Raw genomic sequence first — 25,261 nt, 5'->3', positions numbered from 1 at the left:
AAAATCATGCTTTCAAAAAAACTGTTTAACCTAATCGGAATGTGTCTTATGAGTATTAATGTTCTGGCTGCAGACAAAAGCAGCAATGGATCATCGGAAGATGTTGCTGCCATTCAACACTTGTTAAACGAGTCTTATCTCAAAGGCTTTTACCACGAACTCGATGCCGACAAAGTAAAAGCAGGATTTCATCCTCAAATGCAATTGGCTGCCATGTACGAAGGCCAGGCCATTTATGTTCCTCTTGCTGAATGGATGCAATATGAAGCGGTAGGTGCTGAGAAATCGAGTTTAAGCAAAGAACAGGAAAACAAGATCAATGCTTCTCTACACATTGATAGAGTGGAAATCATCGGTTCAACTGCAAATGTTAAAGCCCGGATTCTACTAAGCGGTAAGCTGCTATATACCAATTTCTACGGATTGTATAAGTCTGACGGGAAGTGGGCCATCGTTACAAAACTGTTTGAAGATCACAGCCTCTAAGACGAGGTGGGGAAGAAGTGCGTAGCCTGTTTCTGTATTTACTGTTTACCTCTGGAAATGGAATTTACTACCTTCTTCCTTTGTTTAGCGATGCTTTTAAGAAAAGCGACAGCTATAGTTCCATCGAAATGGCTCTATTGCTGTCGATTGAATTATTTATTAAACCCCTGGCAATTATTTTTTCCCAATCCTTTTTGCCATTTTTTCTAAGAAAACGTTGTTTAATAGCCATTATCCTTCTAATGGCAAGCTGTAACTTATTGAGTGCTTTCTTTACAAACTTTATGAGTCTGTTTTCACTGAGGCTTCTGGTGGGGCTACTCAGTGCAGCCTTAGCAATGGTGGTTTACCATAATTTTTCGCAGGCAGACAATCCGGAGCGAGAGTACAGCTTATCCTTATTAATTTTGATTGCTGTAGGTGCCATCAGCCTCGGGGCGTTTAGCCTTATCCCCGCGACTATACCGGCTCTTTTTACCATTGTATTTCTGATTTCGATAGCGCCACTATTTTTACTTCTTTTCCTTGGCAAAGGAAAGTCGTCTTGGGAACAAGCAATAAGTACTCCACAAACCCGAAAGACACAGGAGAGCGACAGCCAATCCACTGCTCCGGTTTTACCGTTAAATGCGATTTTGTGCCTGCTGGCAATCTTTGTCTTTTTTGCGGCTATGAATGTAGTTTGGGTAGATTTTTTAAATTTGGGTTCAATAGCGGGAATGAGCAGTGACAAAGTAGCGGCCCTGTTGTCGATGTCCCTGATTTTCAGCTTTCTAGGTGCTGCTTTGGCAGTAAAGGTGTCATTAACAAATACGCCTTGGCAGTATCGATTACTCTTTCTTCCCTTACTTTTAATTCTACTCAGTTTGTTAATCTATTTCATAGCACCAGGAAGGATAAGCTTTTACCAATTGGTTATCGTCTTTGATTTTTTGTATGCCTTTGCCATTCCGTTTCAGGCCGGTTTGGTTTCAAATTTTGATAGAAGTGGAAGGGGAGCATTGTTTATTCCCGCAGTGCAAGGTACTGGCTTAACACTCGGTGCTTTTCTTTCCGCCAAAGTCGCAGAACACGGCAGTCTGCAATCCATTTTTTTGTCGGTATTACTGATTTTACTGGCCAGTACCCTGTGGGTGTTTTTGAGGTTTCAAACTCGGATGACATCGAATACTGACGTGAACTATTCTGGAAACTAACATGTTAAAAGTTATCAATCATCAATTGTACAGCGGTAACCGTATACGAGAGTTGCAGCTACGACGCCCTCCCGTGAACGCCTTTGATATCGATCTTCTGCAACGTTTGCATTCCGGCATCGAGCAAGCTGTGGAAGATGGAATAGGAGCCATTGTTGTTTCGGCTCATGGTGCGAGTTTCAGCGCCGGTATGGATGTCAAACTCAGCGTCAATATGAATCGAGAGAAAATCAGCGAGCTCTTCCAAGCATTAGGTGATGTCACCCTGGCCGTGGGGAAAAGCCCTATTCCTGTTGCTTTCGCCATCAATGGCAATTGCCTGGGCGCCGGGGCGGTATTTTCACTATTTGCAGATTTTCGTATTATGAGCCGCCAAGCCAGCTTTGGGATTACCGAAGTTCGCGGCGGCATGACTTTGGGAAAACATGTATTTGCAGCGCTTTCTCGAATACTCGGACCACACCGCGCCCAGGAATTTATCATGGAAGCAAAAGTGATTCAGGCTGAGCGGGCCTTGGAACTCGGTATCGTAGACCGACTGGAAGCCAATCACTTATTGGTCAGTCGAGCATTAGCCTGGTGTGACCGAGTATTAAAACTTCCATCTAAAGCTATGCTTGAGACTCGTAGTCTTTGCAGAGAAGATCTTCATGAGGTATTGGCGTATTTCGAAGAGAAGAACCAAAAAGCCCGCGTGGATGATTGGTTTGATTCCAAATTGAATACAACCATTACCAAAGTACTCAAAACATGACACAGAACTCAAACTAAAACGAGCTGACGGCGCAGGAATTTCCGCCGTCAGGGACGGACCATCAATTAATAAAGTTTAGCCATCCATTTTGAAGCGAATGTACCACCACCCACAGGCAGGTTTACTCGATTAATAAAGCTTGCCTCCTTTCCACACAGAAACGACTGATTCCGTGGCTATCCACACAAAAGTTGATCCCATACACTAAGTTTGGCAAAAATGGCCGAAAATAGTGCTCTCTTCAACGATTGAATCAGCGTGCACCATATTTTAGAGTGATCACTCTAAAACACACAAATAAGCTCGAGTCACACATGCAAGTAATGGATACGCTTAATGGCACGCCCTAAAGAATATCAGCAAGAACAGGTATTGGATCGCGCCACCGAGTGCTTTTGGCAGCGAGGTTACACCGCTACCAGTATGAAACATCTGGAGCAGGCCACGGGCTTAACACCCGGCAGCTTATACAACAGTTTTGGTTCGAAAGATGGCGTGTTCCTCGCCTGCCTGGATCATTACAACGACACGGTCATCGGAGAACGAGTCCGTCATTACTTAAAACCGGCCTCGCATGAATATAAGAACAAGCCCTTGCAGGGCATCGAAGATTTTATTCTTTCTGCTTTTGAGCCAGGCCCAATAGATCTGTGCCTGGGTTGTCTCATGGTAAATACAACGGTTGAACTTGGCCCCCATGAGAAAGCCGTACGCCAACGCACCTCTAAGGCCATGAAAAGTGTGTTGCAAGGCATTCAACACGGTTTGCGCCAGGCACAAGAGAAGGAGCAATTGGATAGCGCTGTAGACAGCCGGCAGAGAGCTCAATCTATCTCGTTAATGTTTAATGGCATGTTAGTGCAATGGCGCGGTGCTACCGATAAGCGCTGGTTGAACAATACCATGAGCAGTATTCGCGAATTACTTAGATCGAATTAATCAGCACACCTGAACAACGTTAAATGGAACCGTATAGAAAGTTAAGCCAGCAGACATAATTCTGCAAAAATTAGAACGAGAGGTCATCATGGAATATTTGAGAACACCCGATGAATGTTTTGACGCATTGCCTGATTTTCCCTACCAAGCCAACTATCTGAATGTCGATGATTGCGACGGGGGACAACTGCGTGTGCACTATTTGGACGAAGGGCCAAGTGATGGTGACATTGTGTTGTTAATGCACGGCGAACCTTCATGGTGTTATCTGTATCGTAAAATGATACCGGTTTTAGTGGGTGCCGGCTTACGGGTTATCGCCCCGGATCTACCCGGTTTTGGTCGCTCGGATAAACCCAGCAAACGCAGCGATTATACCTATCAACGCCATGTGAACTGGATGCAATCGGCACTGGATCAACTCGATATTAATAACATCACTTTGGTCTGTCAGGATTGGGGCGGCCTAATCGGTTTAAGATTATTAGCCGAAAACTCCGATCGTTTTGTTCGCGCTGTCGCCGCAAACACCATGTTGCCAACGGGCGATCATGATCCCGGGCAAGCCTTTCTGGATTGGCGTAAATTTTCTCAAGAGGTGCCTGAATTCCCAGTCGGCGGCATTATCTCTGGCGCAACCACCACCGATTTGTCGCCAGAAGTCGTGGCTGCATACGATGCACCATTTCCCGACGAATCCTATAAAGAGGGTGCGCGTCAGTTTCCAACACTAGTGCCCGTAACACCGGACGACCCCGCATCAGAAGCCAACCGAGCAGCTTGGGGCGTATTGACGCAATGGAACAAACCTTTTCTCACCGCATTCAGTGACTCAGACCCGATCACAAAAGGCGGCGATGCCGTTATGCAGAAACTGATTCCCGGTTGTCAGGGACAACAGCATACAACCATCGTCAATGGCGGGCACTTTTTGCAGGAAGACCAAGGAGAAAAGCTGGCTGAGGTCGTTGCGGCTTTTGTTGCGGCGAATCCGCTTACTTAAATCTGATAGATAGTGCAATTTCAAAGCCCCAACATTTACCCTGGGGCTTTGAATATCGAAAACACCATTCCATTGAACCCAAATGAGTTTTTAGTTTCGTTATCTCTATTGAGTTGAAATACTTAATCCGCGCTCCTCTCAAGGTAGAATCACCTTCCGTTGTGAATCCCGAACTCAAAAGCCAGCAAGACCATTCTCTGCTGTCAGGGTTTATATAATTTCTATGATTCCAGGCTCACCTGTTCATTTCCGTACACAACAATAGGGCAAGTATCAGCAAGCGTACGATTTCATTGTAATAGACGTCTAATTCAAGAACGAGACTCGGACTATCTCAGTTATCCATCCGACCCTCGCAGGAGTCTATTCAATTTTTCTAACGGGATAGATAATTGACAAGACTTATACAGAGTTCTGTGCTTGAGAAACCGTGACAATGAATATTTATTTAAATACTTATTTTTTAGCCCTTATATACACATCACTCTTTTTCTCTGCCAATTTGTTTTCAGAAGACAATACAACTGAACATAAAGAAGTTGATAGCCCAGTAAAACAAAGATTCATTCCTGTAGAACTTTTCACGGGAGCAAAGTGGGATGGAAAGCATGAATTGGCAATGAAAGCAGTCTCCACTTCCACTTGTGTTACCTTCATTGGGAAGAAAAGGCCCTGCAGCCAATTCCAAATCACTGGGCCGTTCAAGACCGAAGAAAACAATACTAAGATTGAATGGCGTGGTGATGAAATCCCCTACTACCGAAGAATATTTAGTATTCGAGAGAGCCAAGTGGAGTCTTTTTTCACGATCAATAATTCCAAAGACGGACTGGTAAGAATTTACGATAAACGAAAGCAATGGGGCACCCGAACCTATGACGGCCTAGGGAGTAAATTTCCGCTTGGTTATTGGAAACAGGGCGAAGTACGAGAATACAACTCACGTAGACCAACAAGAATCGAAATTATCGAGCTTGAGGGCCCGAATAAGTGCTTAACTTTTCGATGGACAATCGGCGAAGGGAAGAGGAGAAATCAGGACAATATTTATACCTTTTGTCCTGATCTGGGGTTTACAGAGTTTCAGCACTACAATGTGGATGTCGAGCAAAAAAATTAGTACCCACATGGCCCTTAATATAAAGGCCAATACAACACATTAAATCCGATAAGGAATTACTCCACCGTCACCGACTTAGCCAAATTCCGCGGCTGATCCACATCGGTACCTTTCAGTACGGCAACATGATAGGACAGTTGCTGAAGGGGCAGGGTGTAGATGATGGGTTCCAAACTGGCGGGAACATGGGGCAAGTTAATAACTTTGGTGCTGCCATTATTTTTAAAGCCGGCATCTTTGTCGGCAAATACAAACAGCATTCCACCACGCGCCTGAACTTCTTCCAGATTTGATTTCAGTTTTTCCAGAAGATCATTATTCGGTGCAACTGCCACGATAGGCATATCAGAATCGACGAGGGCCAATGGGCCATGTTTTAATTCGCCCGCTGGATAGGACTCCGCATGGATGTAAGAGATTTCTTTCAGCTTCAGGGCACCTTCCATCGCGACGGGATACTGCGGACCACGGCCCAGGAAGAGGGAATGATGTTTCTCTGAAAAGTGCTCGGACATCTCGAGAACTTCAGGGTCGAGCGATAACACTTCTTCGCAGAGAGAAGGCAAACTGTGCAACGCTTCAACCAGCTCAGCTTCACGTTCGGCACTCAATTGATGACGGCGACCGAGAACAATGGTTAATAGCTGAAGAGAAACCAATTGAGTGGTAAACGCTTTTGTTGAAGCCACACCAATTTCCGGACCGGCCTGAGTCATAAAGACCAAATCAGATTCACGAGCCAGTGAGCTGTTAGGTACATTACAAATAGTGAGCGATGCCAGATAGTTCAGTTCTTTTGCCAGACGCAAAGCGGCAAGCGTATCGGCGGTTTCACCCGACTGTGAAATAGTCACAAATAGTGTACCCGGACTTACCACGACTTTTCGGTAACGGTATTCCGAGGCCACTTCGATATCGCAGGGGATACCCGCCCAGTCTTCCAACCAGTATTTACACACTAAGCCAGAGTGATAACTGGTACCACAAGCAATAATTTGCACACGTTGAACCTGGTCAAAAATATCGGCAGCGGAGGTACCGAAAACTTGTTCAAGCACTTTGTGTTGGCCAATACGACCTTGTAGAGTATTACCAATAACTCGCGCCTGCTCAAAAATTTCTTTTTGCATAAAGTGGCGATAATGACCTTTGTCGACCACCTCATCCGCTTCGGCAATTTTTGTGATTGGGCGATCAACTGTTTCACCCGTACGATTCACGATGCTGTAGGTTTCCCGGCGGAGATCGACCATGTCACCTTCTTCGAGATAGACAAAACGGTCGGTGACCTGGCGTAGAGCCATTTGATCGGACGCAAGAAAGTTTTCTTCAATGCCAATGCCAATTACCAATGGGCTGCCGCTGCGAGCCGCGACTATGCGCTCGGGTTCGCGACTGGAAATAACCGCAAGACCATAGGCACCTTCCAACTGTGCGACAGTTTTCTGCAGGGCGCTAAAAAGATTTTGTTCTTGCTCATACACCTTGTGGAGCAAATGGGCGATGACTTCGGTATCAGTTTCGGTAATGAACTCGTAACCATCGGCACTGAGTTGCTCGCGCAAAGGCTCGTGATTTTCAATAATACCATTGTGAACAATCGCGATGTGATCGGAGTAGTGTGGGTGGGCATTAGCCTGGCTAGGTTTGCCGTGAGTTGCCCAACGCGTGTGTGCAATACCAAGATTTCCACGGGTTGGTTTGTCGGCCAGTTCTTTTTGAAGCTCACTGACTTTGCCCAGGGCTTTGCGAATAGTGAGATCACCCGTGGGCTCTACTAAAGCAACACCTGCTGAATCGTAACCGCGGTATTCCAAGCGTTTTAAACCTTCAACGAGAATACCCAGCACATTCCTTTGTGTTACTCCGCCGACAATTCCACACATAGTCTTTCCTATCGTTTTTACAGCTTTTAATCGTTTTTCTAATTTTGGTCTTTCATTTGCCCTGCTTTCTATTTACAGAGCAGCCAGTGTTTTTGAATTTAATTCCTGGCTTATTTTTTTACCGGCTTTTGCCAGTTGGAAATATTTCGTTGTTTGGCTCTGGCGACGGCCAACTCACCTTCGGCTACATCTTTTGCCACGGTGGAGCCAGCACCAACTGTAGCTTCACTGCCGATACTAACTGGCGCTACCAAGGCTGTATTGGAACCAATAAAAGCGCCATCACCAATGGTGGTTTTGGATTTATTCACACCATCATAGTTACAGGTGATGGTACCCGCGCCAACGTTTACGTTGCTGCCCAGCTCGGCATCGCCCACATAGCTGAGGTGATTAACTTTTGAACCTTCACCGATAATGGCTTTTTTGGTTTCCACAAAGTTACCAATTTTTGCGCCCTTCGCTAATTGTGTTCCAGGGCGTAATCGCGCAAACGGACCAATATCGGAATCACCGGCAATGCTGGTATCTTCCAAAACACTGTTGGCTTTGATGGTAGTGTTGTCGCCAATGTCACAATTACTGATGACGCAGTTGGGACCAATATACACATTGTTGCCAATGTTTACTGTACCTTCGAAGACACAATTCACATCGATGGTCACATCATTACCAGCGCTCAATTCACCCCGACAATCAAAACGATCCGGATCTAACAAGCCCACACCTTCTTCCAGCAACACCATGGCTTGCACGGATTGGTAGTAACGCTCCAGCTCGGCCTGTTGTACCCGGTTATTCACTCCCAGCACGTCCATTTCGTCATCGGCCTGCACGATGTTAATGTCGATATGATCATTACTCGCCATTTCAACGATGTCGGTCAGGTAGTATTCGCCCTGGGCATTGTCGTTGGACAGTTGGGGTAACCAGGCTTTCAACAGGGCAGACGGTACCGCCATAATGCCAGTATTGATTTCGCAAATTGCCAGCTGGTCTTTGTTGGCATCTTTCTGCTCAACAATCGCTTTGGCGTTGCCCTGGGCATTGCGAATAATACGACCATAGCCGCTTGGGTCATCCAGTTCGACCGTCAACAAAGACATCGCTTCCGGATTTACCTGATCCAATAGTTCACGCAAGGTAGCGGTCGGGGTCAATGGAACATCCCCGTATAAAATCAACACCGTGGCATCATCGCGCAGATAGGGCAGGGCTTGTTGCATGGCATGCCCGGTACCCAGTTGTTCGGTTTGCTCGATGAAGTTAACCGCTTCCCCGGCAAATTCGGCCTTCACGGTTTCGGCGCCATGGCCAACAATAATATTGATATTGTCAGATTCCAGGGCCTTCGCCGCGCCCAGCACATGGGACAGCAAGCTGTGCCCGCCAACCTTGTGCAATACTTTGGGCAGGCTGGACTTCATCCTTGTCCCTTTACCGGCCGCCAGGATCACGATGTCTAATAACATAGGGGTTCCTTGTTGTTTGGGTAGCTGCGCCTTTATTTCTGAACTCAGAAGGGCAGATACTTTGAAAACATTCACAATACTATGAATGTTTGACAGTTTAATGCAAAAAAGTGCTCAAACGATGAGGACAAAAAAGGCAGCCGAAGCTGCCTTTTTTACACCGGCTAAGTAATTTACTTACCCAGTTTTTTGCGAATGGCCTGCAAGGTGCGTAGCTGTGCAGAGGCTTCCGCCAACTGTACGGCCGCAGCCGAGTAGTCAAACTCACCAGACTGATTGGTCAGTGCCTGTTGAGCTTCTTTCTGAGCGGCCAATGCTTTGGATTCATCCATATCATCAGCACGCAACGCAGTATCTGCCAATACAGATACCTGGCTGGCTTGCACTTCCAAATAGCCACCGGAGATGTAGTAGATCTCTTCTTCACCATCTTGCTTGATGATGCGAATCGGGCCTGGCTGCAGAGACGTCAGAAGTGGGGCGTGGCCGTAAGCGACACCGATATCTCCTTCTGTACCTGCAGCAATTACCATTTCTACCAAACCGGAGTAGAGCTGTTCTTCTGCACTTGCAATTTCGCAGTGGACAGTCATTGCCATTGTTCTAGCCTCTTTCGGGTGTGTGGTGGGGGTCATTCCCTTTCAGGATTGAGCCCCCAGCCCCTTACATGTTTTTGGCTTTTTCGATAGCTTCGTCGATAGAACCAACCATGTAGAACGCCTGCTCAGGCAGATCGTCGTACTCACCCGCCAGCAAACCAGTGAAACCACGGATAGTTTCATTCAGTGGCACATACTTACCAGGTGCACCGGTAAATACTTCCGCTACGTGGAAAGGCTGTGACAAGAAACGCTCGATCTTACGAGCACGAGATACGGTCAACTTATCTTCTTCAGACAGTTCGTCCATACCCAGAATCGCAATGATGTCTTTCAACTCTTTGTAGCGCTGCAGTACAGTCTGTACGCCACGAGCTACATCATAGTGCTCTTGACCAATGATCAGTGGGTCCAACTGACGTGACGTTGAGTCCAGTGGATCGATCGCCGGGTAAATACCCTTGGAAGCAATGTCACGGCTCAATACTACGGTTGAATCCAAGTGCGCAAAGGTGGTTGCTGGAGACGGGTCAGTCAAGTCATCCGCAGGTACGTATACCGCCTGAACCGAGGTGATCGATCCGTTTTTGGTGGAGGTAATACGCTCTTGCAGAGCACCCATTTCTTCTGCCAGAGTTGGCTGATAACCTACCGCAGAAGGCATACGACCCAACAGTGCAGATACCTCGGTACCCGCAAGGGTGTAACGGTAAATGTTGTCTACGAACAACAGTACGTCTTTACCTTCGTCACGGAATTTTTCCGCCATGGTCAGACCAGTCAACGCAACACGCAGACGGTTACCTGGTGGCTCATTCATCTGACCGTAAACCATCGCTACTTTGGATTTGCTCTGGTCTTCAACGTTTACAACGCCAGACTCCTGCATCTCGTAGTAGAAATCGTTACCTTCACGAGTACGCTCACCAACACCTGCGAACACAGACAAACCGCTGTGCTCCAGAGCGATATTGTTGATCAGTTCCATCATGTTTACGGTTTTACCTACACCCGCACCACCAAACAGACCAACTTTACCACCCTTGGCGAATGGGCATACCAAGTCGATGACTTTAATACCTGTTTCCAACAGATCGCTGGATGCTGACAACTCATCGTAAGCAGGGGCTTTACGGTGAATAGCACTACGCTCTTTTTCACCGATAGGGCCACACTCATCGATTGGGTTACCCAATACATCCATAATACGACCCAAAGTCTCAGTACCTACAGGTACAGAGATAGGGGCACTGGTGTTATCAACGCTTAAACCACGGCTCAAACCTTCTGATGAGCCCATGGCGATTGCACGTACCACGCCGTCACCTAGCTGCTGCTGAACTTCAAGGGTCAAACCCTTTTCAGCAACGGTCAGTGCGTCGTAAACCTTAGGTACGGAATCACGGGGAAATTCCACGTCAATAACGGCGCCAATAATTTGTACGATACGTCCGCTACTCATTTCCGGATCCTCTTAAATAATGAATTCCTTGGATGCTTCGGCTTAAACCGCCGCGGCACCGCTAACAATTTCAGACAATTCTTGGGTAATCGCTGCCTGACGAGCTTTGTTGTAAACCAGCTCAAGATCATCGATAAGATCGCCCGCATTTTCGGTAGCGTTCTTCATCGCGATCATGCGCGAGGCTTGCTCACAAGCGCCATTTTCTACGACCGCCTGATAAACCTGAGACTCAACATAGCGAGTCAAAAGGCCATCTAGCAACTGACGTGCATCCGGCTCGTAGATATAGTCCCAAGCGTGTTTTCTCTCGGTGTCTTCTTGCGCTTGCAATGGCAACAACTGCTGTACACTCGGGTTCTGAGTCATGGTGTTCACGAACTCATTGCCAACCAGGTACAGTTTGTCGATCTTGCCATCGGCGAAAGCATCGAGCATTGTCTTAACGCTGCCGATCAAATCGGCGATGGCCGGGTCTTCACCCAAGTCGCGAACTGCTGCGACTACGTTGCCACCGTAGCTGTTAAAGAATGCCTGGGCTTTTGCACCGATCAAACACAGGTCGATACCCACATCCAAGTCGTCCCACTCTTTCATGGACTTAATGGCTGCTTTAAACAAGTTAATGTTTAAGCCACCACAGAGGCCACGGTCGGTGGAAACTAAAATAAATCCAACCCGCTTAACTTCACGCTCCTGCATATAAATATGCTTGTATTCAGGCGTGGCGTTGGCGATATGACCAACAACATCACGAATACGCTGTGCGTAAGGTTTGCCTAATTGCATGCGGTCTTGGGCTTTACGCATCTTACTCGCCGCAACCATTTCCATGGCGCTGGTGATTTTCTGCGTAGATTTAATACTCGTTATCTGAGTACGTATTTCTTTTCCGCCTGCCATAACCGGCCCTCGAACAAGGCCTTCAGTTAGCTAGCCAACCGAAGGCATGAATAAATTACCAGGTTTGAGTTTCTTTGAACTTATCCAAGGCTGCTTTGAAGCCGCCTTCGATTTCGCCGTTGAAATCACCGGTATCGTTAATCTTGTTCATCAGGTCAGCATGCTCTGCGCCCATGTAGGACAACAGAGAGGCTTCGAAGTCGCCGATCTTGTTCACAGCAACGTCGTTCAAGTAGCCTTCGTTCGCGGCGTAAAGCACAACCCCCATCTCTGCAATTGACAGAGGAGAGTACTGCTTCTGCTTCATCAGCTCGGTTACGCGCTCACCGTGATCCAGCTGGGCTTTGGTTGCATCGTCCAGATCAGAAGCGAACTGAGAGAACGCTGCCAATTCACGATACTGTGCCAAGGCAGTACGAATACCACCGGACAGCTTCTTGATCACTTTAGTCTGTGCAGAACCACCAACACGAGATACCGAAATACCGGCGTTCATCGCAGGACGGATACCGGCGTTGAACAGGTCAGTTTCCAGGAAGATCTGACCATCAGTAATCGAAATTACGTTGGTAGGTACGAATGCAGATACGTCACCAGCCTGGGTTTCAATAATCGGCAGAGCGGTCAAAGAACCGGTCTGGCCTTTTACTTCACCGTTAGTGAATTTTTCTACGTAGTCAGCGTTTACGCGGGAAGCGCGCTCCAGCAGACGTGAGTGCAAGTAGAAAACGTCACCAGGGTAAGCTTCACGACCCGGTGGACGACGCAACAACAGGGAGATTTGACGATAGGCCCAAGCCTGCTTGGTCAAATCATCGTATACGATCAGGGCATCTTCACCGCGATCGCGGAAGTATTCACCCATGGTACAACCACCGAAAGGTGCCAGGAACTGCATCGCGGCTGGGTCAGAAGCCGTAGCGGCAACAACAATGGTGTGATCCATTGCGCCGTGCTCTTCCAGCTTACGTACTACGGCGGCAACAGAAGAAGCTTTCTGGCCAACGGCTACGTATACACACTTAATGCCTTTGCCTTTCTGGTTGATGATGGCATCAACGGCGATGGCGGTTTTACCCGTCTGACGGTCACCAATAATCAGCTCACGCTGACCACGACCCACAGGAACCATGGAGTCGACCGCTTTCAAACCAAACTGTACGGGCTCATCAACCGACTGACGCTCAATTACGCCCGGAGCGATTTTTTCTACCGCATCGGTAGTCGCGTTGCCGATTGGACCTTTACCGTCGATAGGATTACCCAGCGCGTCAACAACGCGACCCAGCAATTCATTACCTACCGGTACTTCCAGGATTCGACCTGTACATTTACATTTCTGACCTTCGGCAACGCCTTCGTAGGCGCCCAAGATCACGGCACCAACGGAGTCTTGCTCCAGGTTCAGTGCCATACCGTAGATGCCGCCTTCGAACTCGATCATCTCACCGTACATCACATCGGCCAGGCCGTGGATGCGGATGATACCGTCGGTTACGGAAACTACAGTACCTTCGTTCTGTGCTTCAGTTGCAACGTCGAGACTGTCGATTCGTTGCTTAATAATTTCACTGATTTCAGAAGGATTCAGTTGCTGCATGCTCTGTTCCTCAATTCCTAAATCGTGTTAGGAGTTCATTGCTTCGGCCAGCTTAGCCAAACGGCCTCGCACCGAACCATCGATTACTGTATCGCCGGCGCGTACCACAACACCGCCCAAAAGACTCTGATCAACAGAGCTCTGTACAGTGACTTCGCGGTCCAGTTTGGCACTCAATGCTTTCGCCAATTTTGTTTCCAAGTCGCCAGACAGTTCGAAAGCGGTTTCGACGTGAACGTCGACTGCTTTTTCCCGTTGAGATTTAAACTGCTCAAACAACACAGCAATCTCCGGCAGTAATTCCAAGCGCTTGTTTTCAGACAAAACGTGCAGCAGGTTTGCTGCCTTTGCTGAAATTTCATCGCCGCATACAGTGACAAAAGCTTCCGCTTTTTGCGCTGCAGTCAGGCTTGGATTTGCCAGGGTTTTTTGCATGGCACCTTGTTGGGCCACCGCTGCCGATACCGCTAAGGTGTTTGACCAGGAGGCCAGTTCACCCGCCGCATCGGCAAATTCGAATACAGCTTTGGCGTATGGTCTGGCTAACGTTGTGAGTTCAGCCATGATATACCTCGCTTAAAGCTCTGCCGCCAACTTGTCTACCAAGTCGTTGTGTGCATTGGCATCGATGGCATTGCCCAGTACTTTTTCAGCACCAGCCAGAGCCAAGGTAGCAACTTTCGCGCGCAATTCTTCTTTCGCACGATTTGCTTCCTGTTCGATCTCAGCTTGAGCGGCCGCTTTCAAACGATCGCCTTCGGCGCGCGCTTGATCTTTGGCTTCATCAACAATTTGGTTAGCACGCTTGTTAGCTTGCTCAATAATTTCCGCCGCCTGTTGCTTGGCTTCGGACAGGGTTTCAACGGCTTTTTTCTGAGCCAGTTCCAAATCCTTGTCCGCACGATCCGCAGCTTCCAGACCATCGGCGATTTTCTTTTCACGCTCTTCCATTACGGAAATCAGCGCAGGCCATACGTACTTCATGCAGAACCAGATGAAGGCTACAAAAGTAATCGATTGGCCAATCAGAGTTAGGTTGATATTCACACTAACACCTCTTGCTTAGTTAACGTTAAATTCAGCAAAAAGCGGTGAATTAAGCAGCCAGACCTGGAGCAACAACAAAGATCAGGTACATGCCGATACCTACACCGATCATTGGAACCGCATCCAACAGACCAGCCATCAGGAACATTTTACCTTGCAGGGCAGGACCTTGCTCAGGCTGACGTGCAGAACCTTCAAGCAGTTTGCCACCCAAAGTACCGAAACCGATCGCAGTACCCAGAGCGCCCAGACCGATCAACAGAGCTGCCGCAACATATACTAAACCAAGTGCTTCCATTGTGTTCTCCTTAAGAGAGTAGTTAAGTTTAAAATTAAAAGTTTAGGTTTAAATTATTAGCGCAGTGCCGGAGCACTGCGCTGAATGCTTAGTGTTCTTCTACATCGTGGGCCATGGCCATGTATACGGTGGTCAATACCATGAATACAAAAGCCTGCAGGGTAATTACCAGGATGTGGAAAATTGCCCAACCCATTTGCAAGAAGAAGCCACCGATACCCATGATCAAGCCCGCGCTGAACATCAGGGCGATCAGGATGAAAATCATCTCACCTGCGTACAGGTTTCCGAACAAACGCAAGCCGAGAGAGATAGGCTTGGCAATCAGAGAAACCGTTTCCAAAATCAAGTTGATTGGAATCAGGAAGATATCGATATAAATCTTACCGCTATGGAACGGATGCAAAGTCAGTTCCTTCACAAAACCCATAAAGCCTTTTTCTTTGATGCTGAAGAAAATCATCAACATAAATACGGTCAAGGCCATGCCCATGGTGGCATTCGGATCGGTAGTTGGAACGACTTTAAAGAAGAAATGCGGGTCGCCAGTCACTTTGGTGGCTGCCCAGGGAAGCCAGTCAACCGGGATCAGATCCATCAGGTTCATCATGAAGACCCAGGTAAAAATGGTCAGCGCCATTGGGGCAATCAAACGATTCTTGTGATGGAAAATGTCGGTCACGGTGTTGTTAACAAAGTCGACGATCATCTCAACGAAGCTTTGAACACCTTTGGGGGTTCCGGTATTCGCGCCGGCGATTGCCTTGCGGAATACGAAGCCCAGAATTAACGCTAATACGATTGACCAGCCCAGGGTATCCAGATGGATGGCCCAAAAGCCCATGTCCGCCGCCTCTTTGGAAGAGTGGGCGATCGTCCAGATATCCTGGGTCAACACAGTACCGTCAGCGCGGGTATAACCGGCCTCCAATTTGCCATAGGCGAGGTTTTGGAGGTGGTGTTGGATATATTCCGTTGAAGTTTGACCTTCGCTTGCCATGTCTCAAGCACCTTAAATTTAAAAGCTAAAAGATAGAAGTTGTAAAAACACTCTTTGGCTTGTCAAAAGCGCTTTTAGAACCCCTAGCCGCGAGCTTATTGCTCGTCTTGTTGTTGGTCTGTCCTGAGACTCACCAGCGAACCTGATTAATCGCCCGGGTCTGCAACAAACTGCCCAGCAGGAGGGCAATGGCATAAGCCGCAAACACCACCGCGACGGACCAGCTAACCGGACTGTTAAACACACAGGCAAAGCCCACCAGTGTTAACAGGTACTTGCCCACTTCACCTCGATAAAATGACTGGGCAATCAAGCGACTGGCCCGGGCACCACGAAAGCGAAAGGCATATAAGGCAAAATAGCTTTGCGGGATGATATAGAGGCAAGCGCCTGCCATGATCGACTGCCCCCAAATGGGGCGAAGACCATACACCAGTAGAGAGATCACTCCACTGAGCAGGAAAAGCTGTAACATCACACGCAAAATTGCGGGTTTATCGATGGTATTGCTATGCATGATGGCAACGCCGATTTCCAATAAGCCCCACTTTTAGCACCGAATACGCCTGCATCTGCGCTTATTTTGGGCGCAGTTAGGCGTCGCGCATTATAGTGTTAAGAGACCTTGCATTCAAGGCGATAAAATCCCCTAAAATTGGCAATTTCGGGATATGTAAACGCTTACTAATCAGCAAAACCCGAGCCCGGGAATCGACGTTCAAAAAACACCCAGCAATTCAGCAATCGCTATTCAGAATATTCATAATAATTATATTACTTGTAGCGTTATCATCTAAAGTTTGAGGATGATTTTTGATCATTCAAACCAAAGTCAGAGTGATATCGCTTGAATTCCCTAAGGCAAAAGGTATTTCAGAAGAGAAAGAAAATAGCCCCCAAAGCGGTATCGACGGCGAAGGGAGAAACAGACCTTGCCAAGCCCTGACAAGGTCAAAAAAATCAGGGAATCAGGATTCGTAATTCAGGTGATTCAAAATGCCATCCAGTTCATCGAGACTGGAATAGTTCAGAACCAACTTCCCCTTGCCTTTGGCGCCATGCTGAACCATAACCGGAACACCAATCTGCTCGGACAGGCCGTCCTGAAGCTTTTTGATGTCCGGATCGATGGTTTTATCAGCCTTGAAGTTGTCTTCGTTCTGATCCATTTGCTGCAGGCGGCGGACCAACGCCTCTGTTTGACGCACCGACAAGCCTTTTGCAGATACCTGTCGAGCCACGTCTTTTTGCTCATGGCTCGGTAGAGGCAACAAGGCGCGAGCATGGCCCATTTCCAGATCACCATGTTCGAGCATTTTCTTCACCTCATCGGAGAGGCTGATCAAGCGCAGCAGATTGGTGACAGTGGTACGTGACTTACCCACTGCCGCCGCAACCTCCTGCTGGGTGAGTTCGAACTCATCCTGCAAACGCTTGAGGGCAATGGCCTCTTCGATCGGATTGAGATCTTCACGCTGGATATTCTCGATCAGCGCCATCGCAATGGCCGCTTCATCGGCTACTTCGCGAATCACCGCCGGGATTTTATCGAGACCGGCCAGTTGGGTCGCACGCCATCGGCGCTCACCGGCAATGATTTCGTATTTAACGGTGTCATTGCCTGAATCGATAGGGCGAACAACGATAGGTTGCATCACACCCTGAGCTTTGATGGACTCGGAAAGCTCTTCCAGGGCATCCGGGTGCATGTCCCGGCGAGGTTGGTATTTACCGCGTTGGATAAATTCCACAGGGATGTCAGTCAGGGTGCCATCTTGACCAGGCTCAGGGGAAGAAACAGCGGCGATCGCCTGGGTGGCATTTTCCACCTGGCTCGCTCCGCCGCTGCCCAATAGTGCATCCAAGCCCTTACCTAAACCTTTGCGTTTCCCCGCCATTGTGATTCCTACTTCTTAAAAAATTGCGAATACTGTTTTACGTTGATCTTATGCTTCGGCTTCCGCCACATTTTTGAGACTGTGCTCATTACGTCGAATCAGCTCACCGGCTAAAGCCAGATACGCGGTTGCACCTTTGGAATTGCGATCATAGACCAACACCGGCTGCCCAAAACTCGGGGCTTCGGCCAGCCGAACATTACGTGGAATACAGGTGCGGTAGAGCTTCTCGCCAAAGAAATCCGCCAATTGAGCAGACACATCGTTGGTGAGGCTGTTGCGCGGATCGTACATTGTGCGCAATATACCCTCGACCTGTAACTCGGGATTCAAAGCACTTTGAATCTGGTTGATGGTATTAATCAGCGCCGACAAACCTTCCAATGCGTAATATTCGCATTGCATCGGGATGATAATGCCCTGACACGCCACCAGAGCATTGAGGGTTAACATGTTCAGTGATGGCGGGCAGTCGACCAGAATATAATCGAATTCTGAGGTCAGTTCTTTCAAGGCCAGCTGCAGCCGGCGCTCTTTGTGCTCCAGGCTGAGCATTTCCACTTCGGCGGCCGTTAAGTCGCCATTGGCTGGCAGAACGGAGTAACCCCCGTCTTCCGATTTGACCAGAGCCTCTTTCGCGCCAACTTCACCCACCATGACATCGTAAATCGACAACTCAAGTTCGTTCTTGTTGATACCCGAGCCCATCGTGGCATTGCCCTGGGGATCCAGATCCACCAGCAAAACCTGCTTTTTGGTAGCAACAAGGGAAGCGGCCAGGTTTACGGTTGTGGTGGTTTTACCCACACCACCTTTCTGGTTGGCAATGGCGTATAAGTGGCAGGGGCCTTGGGTACTCAATGTCGTTATCCTTCTTGCCTGCTCCGGCAGCAAAGTGTGCGCTCACAAGCTTTATTGTCGCTACGCGGGGAATAGCTCGCGCCCATTAGCGGGGGCGGATCTCCAGAACATGGCGTTCACCCTCTTCACCCGGAATCGTTAATGCATGGGAGTTAGCGACGATATAGTGTTTTTCCAACGGCTTCAATTCATCTGTTGGATAAATTCCTTTCATGGCCCAAAAGCGGCCGTTTTCCTTCAGCAAATGGTGGCAACCTTGGGTCATGTCTTCCAAGCTGGCAAACGCCCGACTCATTACGCCGTCAAATTTGTCTTCCGGTTGGAAGCTCTCTACCCGGCAGTTATGCACTTGCACATTGTCCAACTTCAACAGGGTTTTCACCTGAAACAGAAAACGGGTTTTCTTGCCATTACTGTCCAGCAGGTGGATCTCGCGCTCGGGATGGCAAATAGCCATGGGAATACCTGGCAAACCGCCGCCCGTTCCCACATCGATCAGTCTCTGCCCCTCAACAAAGGGCAAAATAGCCAAACTGTCGAGCAAATGGCGGGAAACCATGGCGTCGATATCCCGTACCGCTGACAGATTGTAGGTTTTATTCCACTTATCAAACAGCTGGATATAGGCCACAAGGCACTCAATGGTGTCGTCGGGAAGACTGACATCCAGGGTATTCAGGCCTGCTTCAAGGCGGTTGCGCAAGTGCGAGGACATGTTTAGCGACGATCCTTTCTTTTCACGGCACGCCTAAGCACTTTGCTTACGCAAAAGACCATGTTTCTTCAAATACACCAACAACAGCGACACTGCAGCCGGGGTCACTCCGGGAATTCGGGACGCCTTGGCGAGAGTGCCCGGCAGGGATTCCTTGAGTTTTTGCTTCACCTCATTGGACAAGCCCTCCACGGAATCGTAGGGGAAGTCCTCTGGGATCAAGGTGTTTTCATTTTGACGCAGCTTTTCGATATCGCCCATCTGACGCTCGATATAGCCCGCGTATTTGGCGCTGATCTGAACCTGTTCGGATACTTCGCTGGAAATATCCGCTTTGGGGTAGGGCAGCTCGGCAATGTCGCCGTACTCTAATTCCGGGCGGCGCAGTAGATCCATCAAGCTGTACTCACGGCTCAATGGCGCTTTCAATTTGGGCGCCAGCTGAGTCGCTTCGGCACTGCCGGCCTGTACCCAGGTGCTCTTCAAGCGCTGTTCTTCCTGAGCAATGGCTTCCTGTTTTTCGCAAAAATGCTGCCAGCGAGCATCATCAACCAATCCAATTTTGCGCCCCTGTTCGGTCAAACGGGCATCGGCATTGTCTTCACGCAGCAACAGGCGATATTCCGCACGACTGGTGAACATACGATAAGGCTCTTGGGTGCCAAGGGTGATCAGATCATCAACCAGCACGCCGAGGTAAGCTTCATCGCGGCGGGGATGCCAGGGGGCTTTGCCCTGGGCGAGTAAGGCGGCATTGCTGCCGGCCAGCAATCCTTGTGCACCCGCTTCTTCGTAACCGGTAGTGCCGTTAATTTGTCCGGCAAAGAACAAACCTTTGATGTGTTTGGTCTCCAAGCTGTAATGCAAATCCTGGGGATTGAAAAAATCGTACTCAATGGCGTATCCAGGACGGGTGATATGGGCCTGTTCAAAACCTTTGATGGAATGCACCAGATCCAGCTGCACATCAAAAGGCAAACTGGTGGAAATACCATTGGGGTAAAGTTCGTGGGTGGTCAGGCCTTCAGGTTCGATAAAGACCTGATGGGAGTCTTTATCAGCAAAACGTTTAACTTTGTCTTCGACGGAGGGACAATAACGTGGCCCAACTCCGTCGATAACCCCGGTATACAGCGGCGAACGGTCGAGTCCTGCCATGATGATGTCATGGGTTCGGCTGTTGGTATGGGTAATCCAGCAACAGGTTTGCTCAGGCTTGTCTTCGGCTTTGCCCATGTAGGACATGATCGGGGCCGGATTATCCCCCCACTGCTCGGCAAGCCCGTCGAAGTTGACGGATCGTGCGTCGATTCTTGGTGGTGTTCCGGTTTTCAGTCGCTCAACTCTCAAGGGCAGTTCACGCAGTCGATCAGCCAATGCGATGGAAGGCGGATCACCTGCTCGGCCACCGGAGTGATTTTCCAAACCAATATGAATTTTGCCACCCAGAAAGGTACCTGCCGTTAGTACCACCGCGGGCGCATAGAAACGTAGTCCCATTTGGGTAATCACACCGCGAACTTGCTCACCCTCTAAAATCAGATCGTCAACCGATTGCTGGAAGATTTGCAGGTTTTGCTGATTTTCCAGCGTTTCCCGTATTGCGGCCTTGTAGAGTACTCGGTCAGCTTGTGCCCGGGTGGCTCGTACAGCAGGCCCCTTGCGGCTGTTTAGTACTCGAAATTGAATACCGGCACGGTCGGTCGCCAGTGCCATGGCGCCACCCAAGGCATCAATTTCTTTCACCAAGTGGGATTTGCCAATGCCACCAATGGCGGGATTACAAGACATCTGACCCAAGGTATCAATATTGTGGGTCAGCAGAAGGGTAGAACTCCCCATACGAGCGGCCGCCAAGGCCGCTTCAGTGCCAGCGTGTCCACCACCAATAATAATGACATCAAAGGTCTTTTTGTAATCCACCGTATCGCCTTTGCCTGAACCAGGCAGGGGTAAGAAAAAGGGCAGGCATTATAGGGATCTTTCTCCAAGAGTTCAAAACTTGCTCGAATATTAATCAGAGTCCGTTTTTCTTAATTTATCAGTCTTTAATTAATAGATAAGAAGATAAATAAATATTTATATATGAATAGATAAAGAAGATTATATTTATTGTTATATATAGTGGGCCAGTTTTCTGTGGATAAGCAGTTTTAGTTCTTTTATATCAATTACTTAGCCAGTGCTTAACTATGTCCAAAAGCCTCTGTTTAAGGCGGGGAAAAGCCCTGTTTAATACTCGGATGAATTTTGGATAAATTTGGGCTCTGTGCCTAACTTGGGTTTATTCACATTTTTACGCCGAAGAAGCTCAAGAGTTCTACCATGATTTATTCACAAGCCGGTTTTAATCTCTTCTGATCGAACAAAAAACCTGCAATATTAAGCACTTATGTGATAAAGCTGTGGGTAATTGTGGATAACCCTCTCTAAGTAACCGTATTTATTCAAATTTTCTGTGGGTAACTTTGGATAACTTTATTTGGCCTGATATGACCTTATTGTTTTTTTGTGAAAACTGAGTGCGAACGGTGAATGGAATCCTGTTCTATATTTCGGACTACTGTATACCCCCTTCGTACTATTTAGTCTTTGTGTTGAAGGATTGGTAGTGGATAGGAGGGGTTATTGAGGGGGATATTGGGTGGGATATGCGTTTCGAAGCGACGGTGACCCAGGCAGACGAGAGGCTTCTTTGTTGCTGATCTAAAGCAATGGGGAAACCAAATCCAGGAGGATAATTTTCCAGGGGATCTGCAAATAAGTGTCTGTGTGAGGCCTAACTGCTGTTTGTAAACGACTACCTATATAAGGAAGCCATTCCCAAAAACGCGAAATACAGAAAGGTGCTTATTTCCCAATACAAAAACTGGAAAAGATGCGCCCCAAGAGTTCGTCCGGTGTAAAGCTGCCAGTGATTTCACCAAGTGCTTCCTGAGCCGCACGCAGGTCTTCAGCGAGCAATTCCCCCGCACCCAGCTCGTGTAACTGCAGTGCTCCGTTGTCCAGTGATTCCTGAGCTTTTTCAATGGCTTCCAGATGTCTGCGACGGGCTGTAAAACCACCTTCACTGGCGCCCTGGTAGCCCATTACGGATTTTAAATGCTGTTTAAGTTCTTCCAGGCCGGCACCGGTTTTGGCGCTGATTCCCAGGCAATCTTCTTTGTCAGAGCTGAGTAGACCAACTCCGTGCTTACTCAAGTCGGCTTTGTTGAGGATGACCGTTAACTGATCAGGGTTTGGAAGCTTTTGGGTAAACTCAGGCCAGATAGAGCCTTTATTAAAATCAGCATCGATGGTCTGTCCGTCAACCAATAGCAAAACGCGATCGGCTTTTTCAATGGCTTGCCAGGCCCGTTCGATACCAATGCGTTCCACCTCATCCGGACTCTCTCGTAAGCCGGCTGTATCGATAATGTGTAAAGGCATGCCGTCGATATGAATCTGTTCCTGAAGAATGTCACGTGTGGTACCGGCGATGTCCGTCACAATGGCCTTATCCGTTCCGGCGAGGGCATTGAGCAGACTGGATTTACCGGCATTGGGTTTACCGGCGATAACGACATTCATGCCTTCACGAACCAACACACCTTGTTTGGCATCGGCCAGTAATTGTTCGAGCTGTTTCTGTAGCTGAGTGAGATCTCCTGCCACCTTGCCATCGCTAAGAAAATCGATTTCTTCTTCAGGGAAATCAATAGCGGCTTCTACATAAATGCGCAGACGAATCAGGGATTCGACCAATTCGTGAACGTGCTTTGAAAACACACCTTGTAAGGAGTGAAGAGCATTGCGAGCGGCTTGGGCCGAGCTAGCCTCGATAAGGTCGGCGATGGCTTCGGCCTGAGCCAGATCCATTTTGTCATTGATAAAGGCGCGCTCGGAAAATTCTCCCGGTCGAGCCATGCGGGCACCGAGTTTGCAGACTTCGGCCAGCAGCAAATCCAGAATGACTGGACCACCGTGACCCTGTAATTCCAATACATCTTCTCCGGTAAAAGAATCAGGGTTGTTAAAAAACAGTGCAATACCCGAATCCAAGACGTCTCCATTACTGGAGTGAAAATCACAATAGTGGGCGTGTCTTGCGGTTAAACTTTTTGCACAGATTCTTTCAGCAATATCAGCAGCATGCTTGCCGGAGACGCGAATAATTCCAACGCCTCCGCGTCCAGGTGCGGTTGCAATGGCGGCAATGGTGTCACTGAATTGATAAGACTGTTGCATGTTTTCTGGCTCGCAATTTGTAAAATAATTTAACAAATGTATTTTTACAAAAATAATCGATGTCGATTTAACTCTATAAAAAAAGGGGCTAGAAGCCCCTTTTGGTAAAGCTGAAAGCTTAGGCTTCTGCTTCAATCTGTTTGGTAATGATGTACTGTTGAATCATCGAAATCGTGTTGTTCACTACCCAGTACAATACCAGACCTGCCGGGAACCACATAAACAGGAAGGTAAATACGATGGGCATATAGCTCATGATTTTTGCCTGCATCGGATCCGGTGGAGTCGGGTTCATCTTCATCATAAACCATTGGGTAGCCCCCATGATTAACGGCAAAATGAAGTACGGATCTTTCACCGACAGATCCTGAATCCATAAAATAAATGGCGCATGACGCAATTCTACCGATTCAGAAAGCACCCAGTACAAGGCAATAAATACCGGCATTTGAATCAGGATGGGTAAACAGCCTCCCAGTGGGTTCACCTTTTCTTTTTGATAGAGCTTCATGGTTTCTTGAGACATCTTTTGACGATCGTCCCCGTAAAGCTCTTTCAGTTGCTGCATTTTCGGTTGCAGCTTGCGCATATTGGCCATGCTTCGATAGCTGGTCGCGGTCAGTTTGAAGAAGGCCGCTTTAATAATCAGTGTCAGAACGACAATGGACCAACCCCAGTTACCGATAAAGCCTTGGATCCAGGTCAGCAAATAAAACAGTGGTTTCGCAATCCACCACAACCAACCGTAATCCACGGTTAAGTCCAGATGTGGAGCGATTTCTTCCAGACGGTATACGTCTTTTGGACCAACATAAAACTCAGAATCAATCACACCTAAGGTACCTGGCTCTACCAGAGTCTGAGGTGCGGTATAACCAAAAGTGTACATTTGAGTATTGCGAATACGACGCAGGGTAAAGGTATTATCCTGTTCTTTATCGGCGATCCAGGCACCAATAAAGTAGTGCTGCACCATAGCTACCCAGCCACCCTGGATATCGACTTTTACGGATTCTTCATCAAGATCGTCGAAATCAACTTTCTTGTAATTTTCATCAGCTGTGGTCAATGCGGCACCGAGGTATGGCTGAAGGCCAATGGCGCTGGTTCCGGTTGCTACAGGAGAGCGATCACGCTTAATTTGAGCGTAGAAGTTACCTTTCCAATTACTGCCGCTTTTATTGTCGATCAGATATTGGATCTTGATCAGGTTTTCGCCTCGGGCGAAGTTAAAGCGTTTGGTGATTTGAACATCACCTTGTTGCAGGACCAGATCTACTGCCAGATTGTCCTTACCCGGAGCCAGTTCGTATTGACTCTGGCTGGTTTGGAAAACCGGGCGACCTTTGGCGGTATCGGTAGCGTTGGGGCCAATCAATCCGCTTTGAGCAATATAGGTTTTGTCCGCAGTACGATTCAGAATCACGAACGGCAGTTCGGGGCGATTCAGCTCAGCGTAGTGCTGAGGCAATGCCGCTTTAATAATGTCGCCACCGTGGGTATCGATGATCAGATCCAGAGCATCGGTTTTAACGCGGATTAGCTGGGAACTGGTTGGGGTAGTTTCTACCGGTTCGGTTCCTGTGGTGGGAAGGTCACTGGCCACTGCTGTTTTGTTCAGGGCCGGTGTTGGAAGTTCACTGGCGGCGACTGGAGAAGCCAGGGTTTCCTCGCTGGCTGCAACCGGTTTGCTTGCGGCCAGTTTGCGGTCCTGGAATTCATTCCATTCCAGCACCAAAAGATAAGAGACCACTGCCATGGCGATGATCAATAAATACTTTTGCCAATCCATAAT

23 protein-coding genes are annotated in these 25,261 nt (G+C 48.2%); 6 read left to right on the top strand and 17 right to left on the bottom strand.

Features of this window, described 5'->3' with window-relative positions; genetic code table 11:
* The first annotated feature begins 48 nt into the window (after nt 1–48).
* The 6 genes from G8768_RS02435 (at nt 49) to G8768_RS02410 (ending at nt 5,498) form a co-directional block, all read left to right on the top strand.
* Nucleotides 49–486, top strand: coding sequence for a nuclear transport factor 2 family protein (locus tag G8768_RS02435; RefSeq protein WP_166851896.1), 438 nt, complete (start codon nt 49–51; stop codon nt 484–486).
* 17 nt (nt 487–503) lie between these two features.
* Entirely contained in the window at nt 504–1,682 is a 1,179-nt protein-coding gene (locus tag G8768_RS02430) for a hypothetical protein (RefSeq protein ID WP_166851899.1), read from the top strand.
* A gap of 1 nt (nt 1,683) precedes the next feature.
* Nucleotides 1,684–2,436 carry an enoyl-CoA hydratase/isomerase family protein gene (locus tag G8768_RS02425; RefSeq protein ID WP_166851902.1) on the top strand — a complete coding sequence of 251 codons (753 nt, stop codon included), beginning with the start codon at nt 1,684–1,686 and terminating at the stop codon, nt 2,434–2,436.
* A gap of 336 nt (nt 2,437–2,772) precedes the next feature.
* Nucleotides 2,773–3,375 (top strand): TetR/AcrR family transcriptional regulator, encoded by a 603-nt coding sequence (locus G8768_RS02420; RefSeq protein ID WP_166851906.1) that lies wholly within the window; start codon nt 2,773–2,775, stop codon nt 3,373–3,375.
* Between the two features lie 88 nt (nt 3,376–3,463).
* Nucleotides 3,464–4,378, top strand: a complete 915-nt coding sequence (locus tag G8768_RS02415; protein ID WP_166851911.1) for a haloalkane dehalogenase — start codon at nt 3,464–3,466, stop codon at nt 4,376–4,378.
* A gap of 436 nt (nt 4,379–4,814) precedes the next feature.
* Entirely contained in the window at nt 4,815–5,498 is a 684-nt protein-coding gene (locus G8768_RS02410) for a hypothetical protein (RefSeq protein WP_166851913.1), read from the top strand.
* A gap of 56 nt (nt 5,499–5,554) precedes the next feature.
* Here the strand turns inward: G8768_RS02410 and glmS are convergent, their stop codons facing one another.
* The 17 genes from glmS to yidC all read right to left on the bottom strand — a co-directional run bounded on the left by glmS (nt 5,555) and on the right by yidC (nt 25,258).
* Complete coding sequence (glmS, locus tag G8768_RS02405; RefSeq protein ID WP_166851916.1) at nt 5,555–7,384, bottom strand: glutamine--fructose-6-phosphate transaminase (isomerizing); 1,830 nt, start codon at nt 7,382–7,384, stop codon at nt 5,555–5,557.
* A 110-nt stretch (nt 7,385–7,494) separates the two neighbouring features.
* Nucleotides 7,495–8,856: a bifunctional UDP-N-acetylglucosamine diphosphorylase/glucosamine-1-phosphate N-acetyltransferase GlmU gene (gene glmU / locus G8768_RS02400; protein WP_166851919.1), complete on the bottom strand. Its 1,362-nt coding sequence runs from the start codon at nt 8,854–8,856 to the stop codon at nt 7,495–7,497.
* Between the two features lie 173 nt (nt 8,857–9,029).
* Nucleotides 9,030–9,455: a F0F1 ATP synthase subunit epsilon gene (locus tag G8768_RS02395; protein WP_166851921.1), complete on the bottom strand. Its 426-nt coding sequence runs from the start codon at nt 9,453–9,455 to the stop codon at nt 9,030–9,032.
* A gap of 64 nt (nt 9,456–9,519) precedes the next feature.
* Nucleotides 9,520–10,917: a F0F1 ATP synthase subunit beta gene (gene atpD, locus G8768_RS02390; RefSeq protein WP_166851924.1), complete on the bottom strand. Its 1,398-nt coding sequence runs from the start codon at nt 10,915–10,917 to the stop codon at nt 9,520–9,522.
* A 42-nt stretch (nt 10,918–10,959) separates the two neighbouring features.
* Nucleotides 10,960–11,820, bottom strand: a complete 861-nt coding sequence (gene atpG / locus G8768_RS02385) for a F0F1 ATP synthase subunit gamma (protein ID WP_166851927.1) — start codon at nt 11,818–11,820, stop codon at nt 10,960–10,962.
* Between the two features lie 55 nt (nt 11,821–11,875).
* On the bottom strand, nt 11,876–13,420 hold the full coding sequence (gene atpA, locus G8768_RS02380; protein WP_166851930.1) for a F0F1 ATP synthase subunit alpha: 1,545 nt from the start codon (nt 13,418–13,420) through the stop codon (nt 11,876–11,878).
* A gap of 27 nt (nt 13,421–13,447) precedes the next feature.
* Complete coding sequence (locus tag G8768_RS02375; RefSeq protein ID WP_166851933.1) at nt 13,448–13,984, bottom strand: F0F1 ATP synthase subunit delta; 537 nt, start codon at nt 13,982–13,984, stop codon at nt 13,448–13,450.
* Between the two features lie 12 nt (nt 13,985–13,996).
* Entirely contained in the window at nt 13,997–14,467 is a 471-nt protein-coding gene (locus G8768_RS02370) for a F0F1 ATP synthase subunit B (protein ID WP_166851936.1), read from the bottom strand.
* Nucleotides 14,468–14,516: 49 nt separating this feature from the next.
* The gene (gene atpE, locus G8768_RS02365; protein WP_166851939.1) at nt 14,517–14,765 is read right to left on the bottom strand and encodes a F0F1 ATP synthase subunit C; all 249 of its coding nucleotides are present in this window, start codon (nt 14,763–14,765) and stop codon (nt 14,517–14,519) included.
* A gap of 88 nt (nt 14,766–14,853) precedes the next feature.
* On the bottom strand, nt 14,854–15,765 hold the full coding sequence (gene atpB, locus G8768_RS02360) for a F0F1 ATP synthase subunit A (protein ID WP_166851942.1): 912 nt from the start codon (nt 15,763–15,765) through the stop codon (nt 14,854–14,856).
* 130 nt (nt 15,766–15,895) lie between these two features.
* Complete coding sequence (locus G8768_RS02355; RefSeq protein WP_208020058.1) at nt 15,896–16,282, bottom strand: ATP synthase subunit I; 387 nt, start codon at nt 16,280–16,282, stop codon at nt 15,896–15,898.
* A 451-nt stretch (nt 16,283–16,733) separates the two neighbouring features.
* Nucleotides 16,734–17,663 (bottom strand): ParB/RepB/Spo0J family partition protein, encoded by a 930-nt coding sequence (locus G8768_RS02350; RefSeq protein WP_166851945.1) that lies wholly within the window; start codon nt 17,661–17,663, stop codon nt 16,734–16,736.
* A 48-nt stretch (nt 17,664–17,711) separates the two neighbouring features.
* A complete protein-coding gene (locus G8768_RS02345; protein WP_166851948.1) occupies nt 17,712–18,524 on the bottom strand; it encodes a ParA family protein in 813 nt (270 codons plus the stop codon).
* Between the two features lie 85 nt (nt 18,525–18,609).
* The gene (gene rsmG / locus G8768_RS02340; protein ID WP_166851951.1) at nt 18,610–19,239 is read right to left on the bottom strand and encodes a 16S rRNA (guanine(527)-N(7))-methyltransferase RsmG; all 630 of its coding nucleotides are present in this window, start codon (nt 19,237–19,239) and stop codon (nt 18,610–18,612) included.
* A gap of 33 nt (nt 19,240–19,272) precedes the next feature.
* Nucleotides 19,273–21,162 (bottom strand): tRNA uridine-5-carboxymethylaminomethyl(34) synthesis enzyme MnmG, encoded by a 1,890-nt coding sequence (gene mnmG, locus G8768_RS02335; protein ID WP_166851954.1) that lies wholly within the window; start codon nt 21,160–21,162, stop codon nt 19,273–19,275.
* Nucleotides 21,163–22,089: 927 nt separating this feature from the next.
* Complete coding sequence (gene mnmE / locus G8768_RS02330; RefSeq protein WP_166851957.1) at nt 22,090–23,466, bottom strand: tRNA uridine-5-carboxymethylaminomethyl(34) synthesis GTPase MnmE; 1,377 nt, start codon at nt 23,464–23,466, stop codon at nt 22,090–22,092.
* Nucleotides 23,467–23,584: 118 nt separating this feature from the next.
* Nucleotides 23,585–25,258, bottom strand: a complete 1,674-nt coding sequence (gene yidC / locus G8768_RS02325) for a membrane protein insertase YidC (protein ID WP_166851961.1) — start codon at nt 25,256–25,258, stop codon at nt 23,585–23,587.
* Nucleotides 25,259–25,261: the final 3 nt, after the last annotated feature.

It is taken from the genome of Pseudoteredinibacter isoporae (assembly GCF_011602085.1).
Lineage (GTDB): Bacteria > Pseudomonadota > Gammaproteobacteria > Pseudomonadales > Cellvibrionaceae > Pseudoteredinibacter > Pseudoteredinibacter isoporae.
Note: the sequence above shows the minus strand (reverse complement) of the source record. Positions and strands in the feature narration are given on the sequence as shown.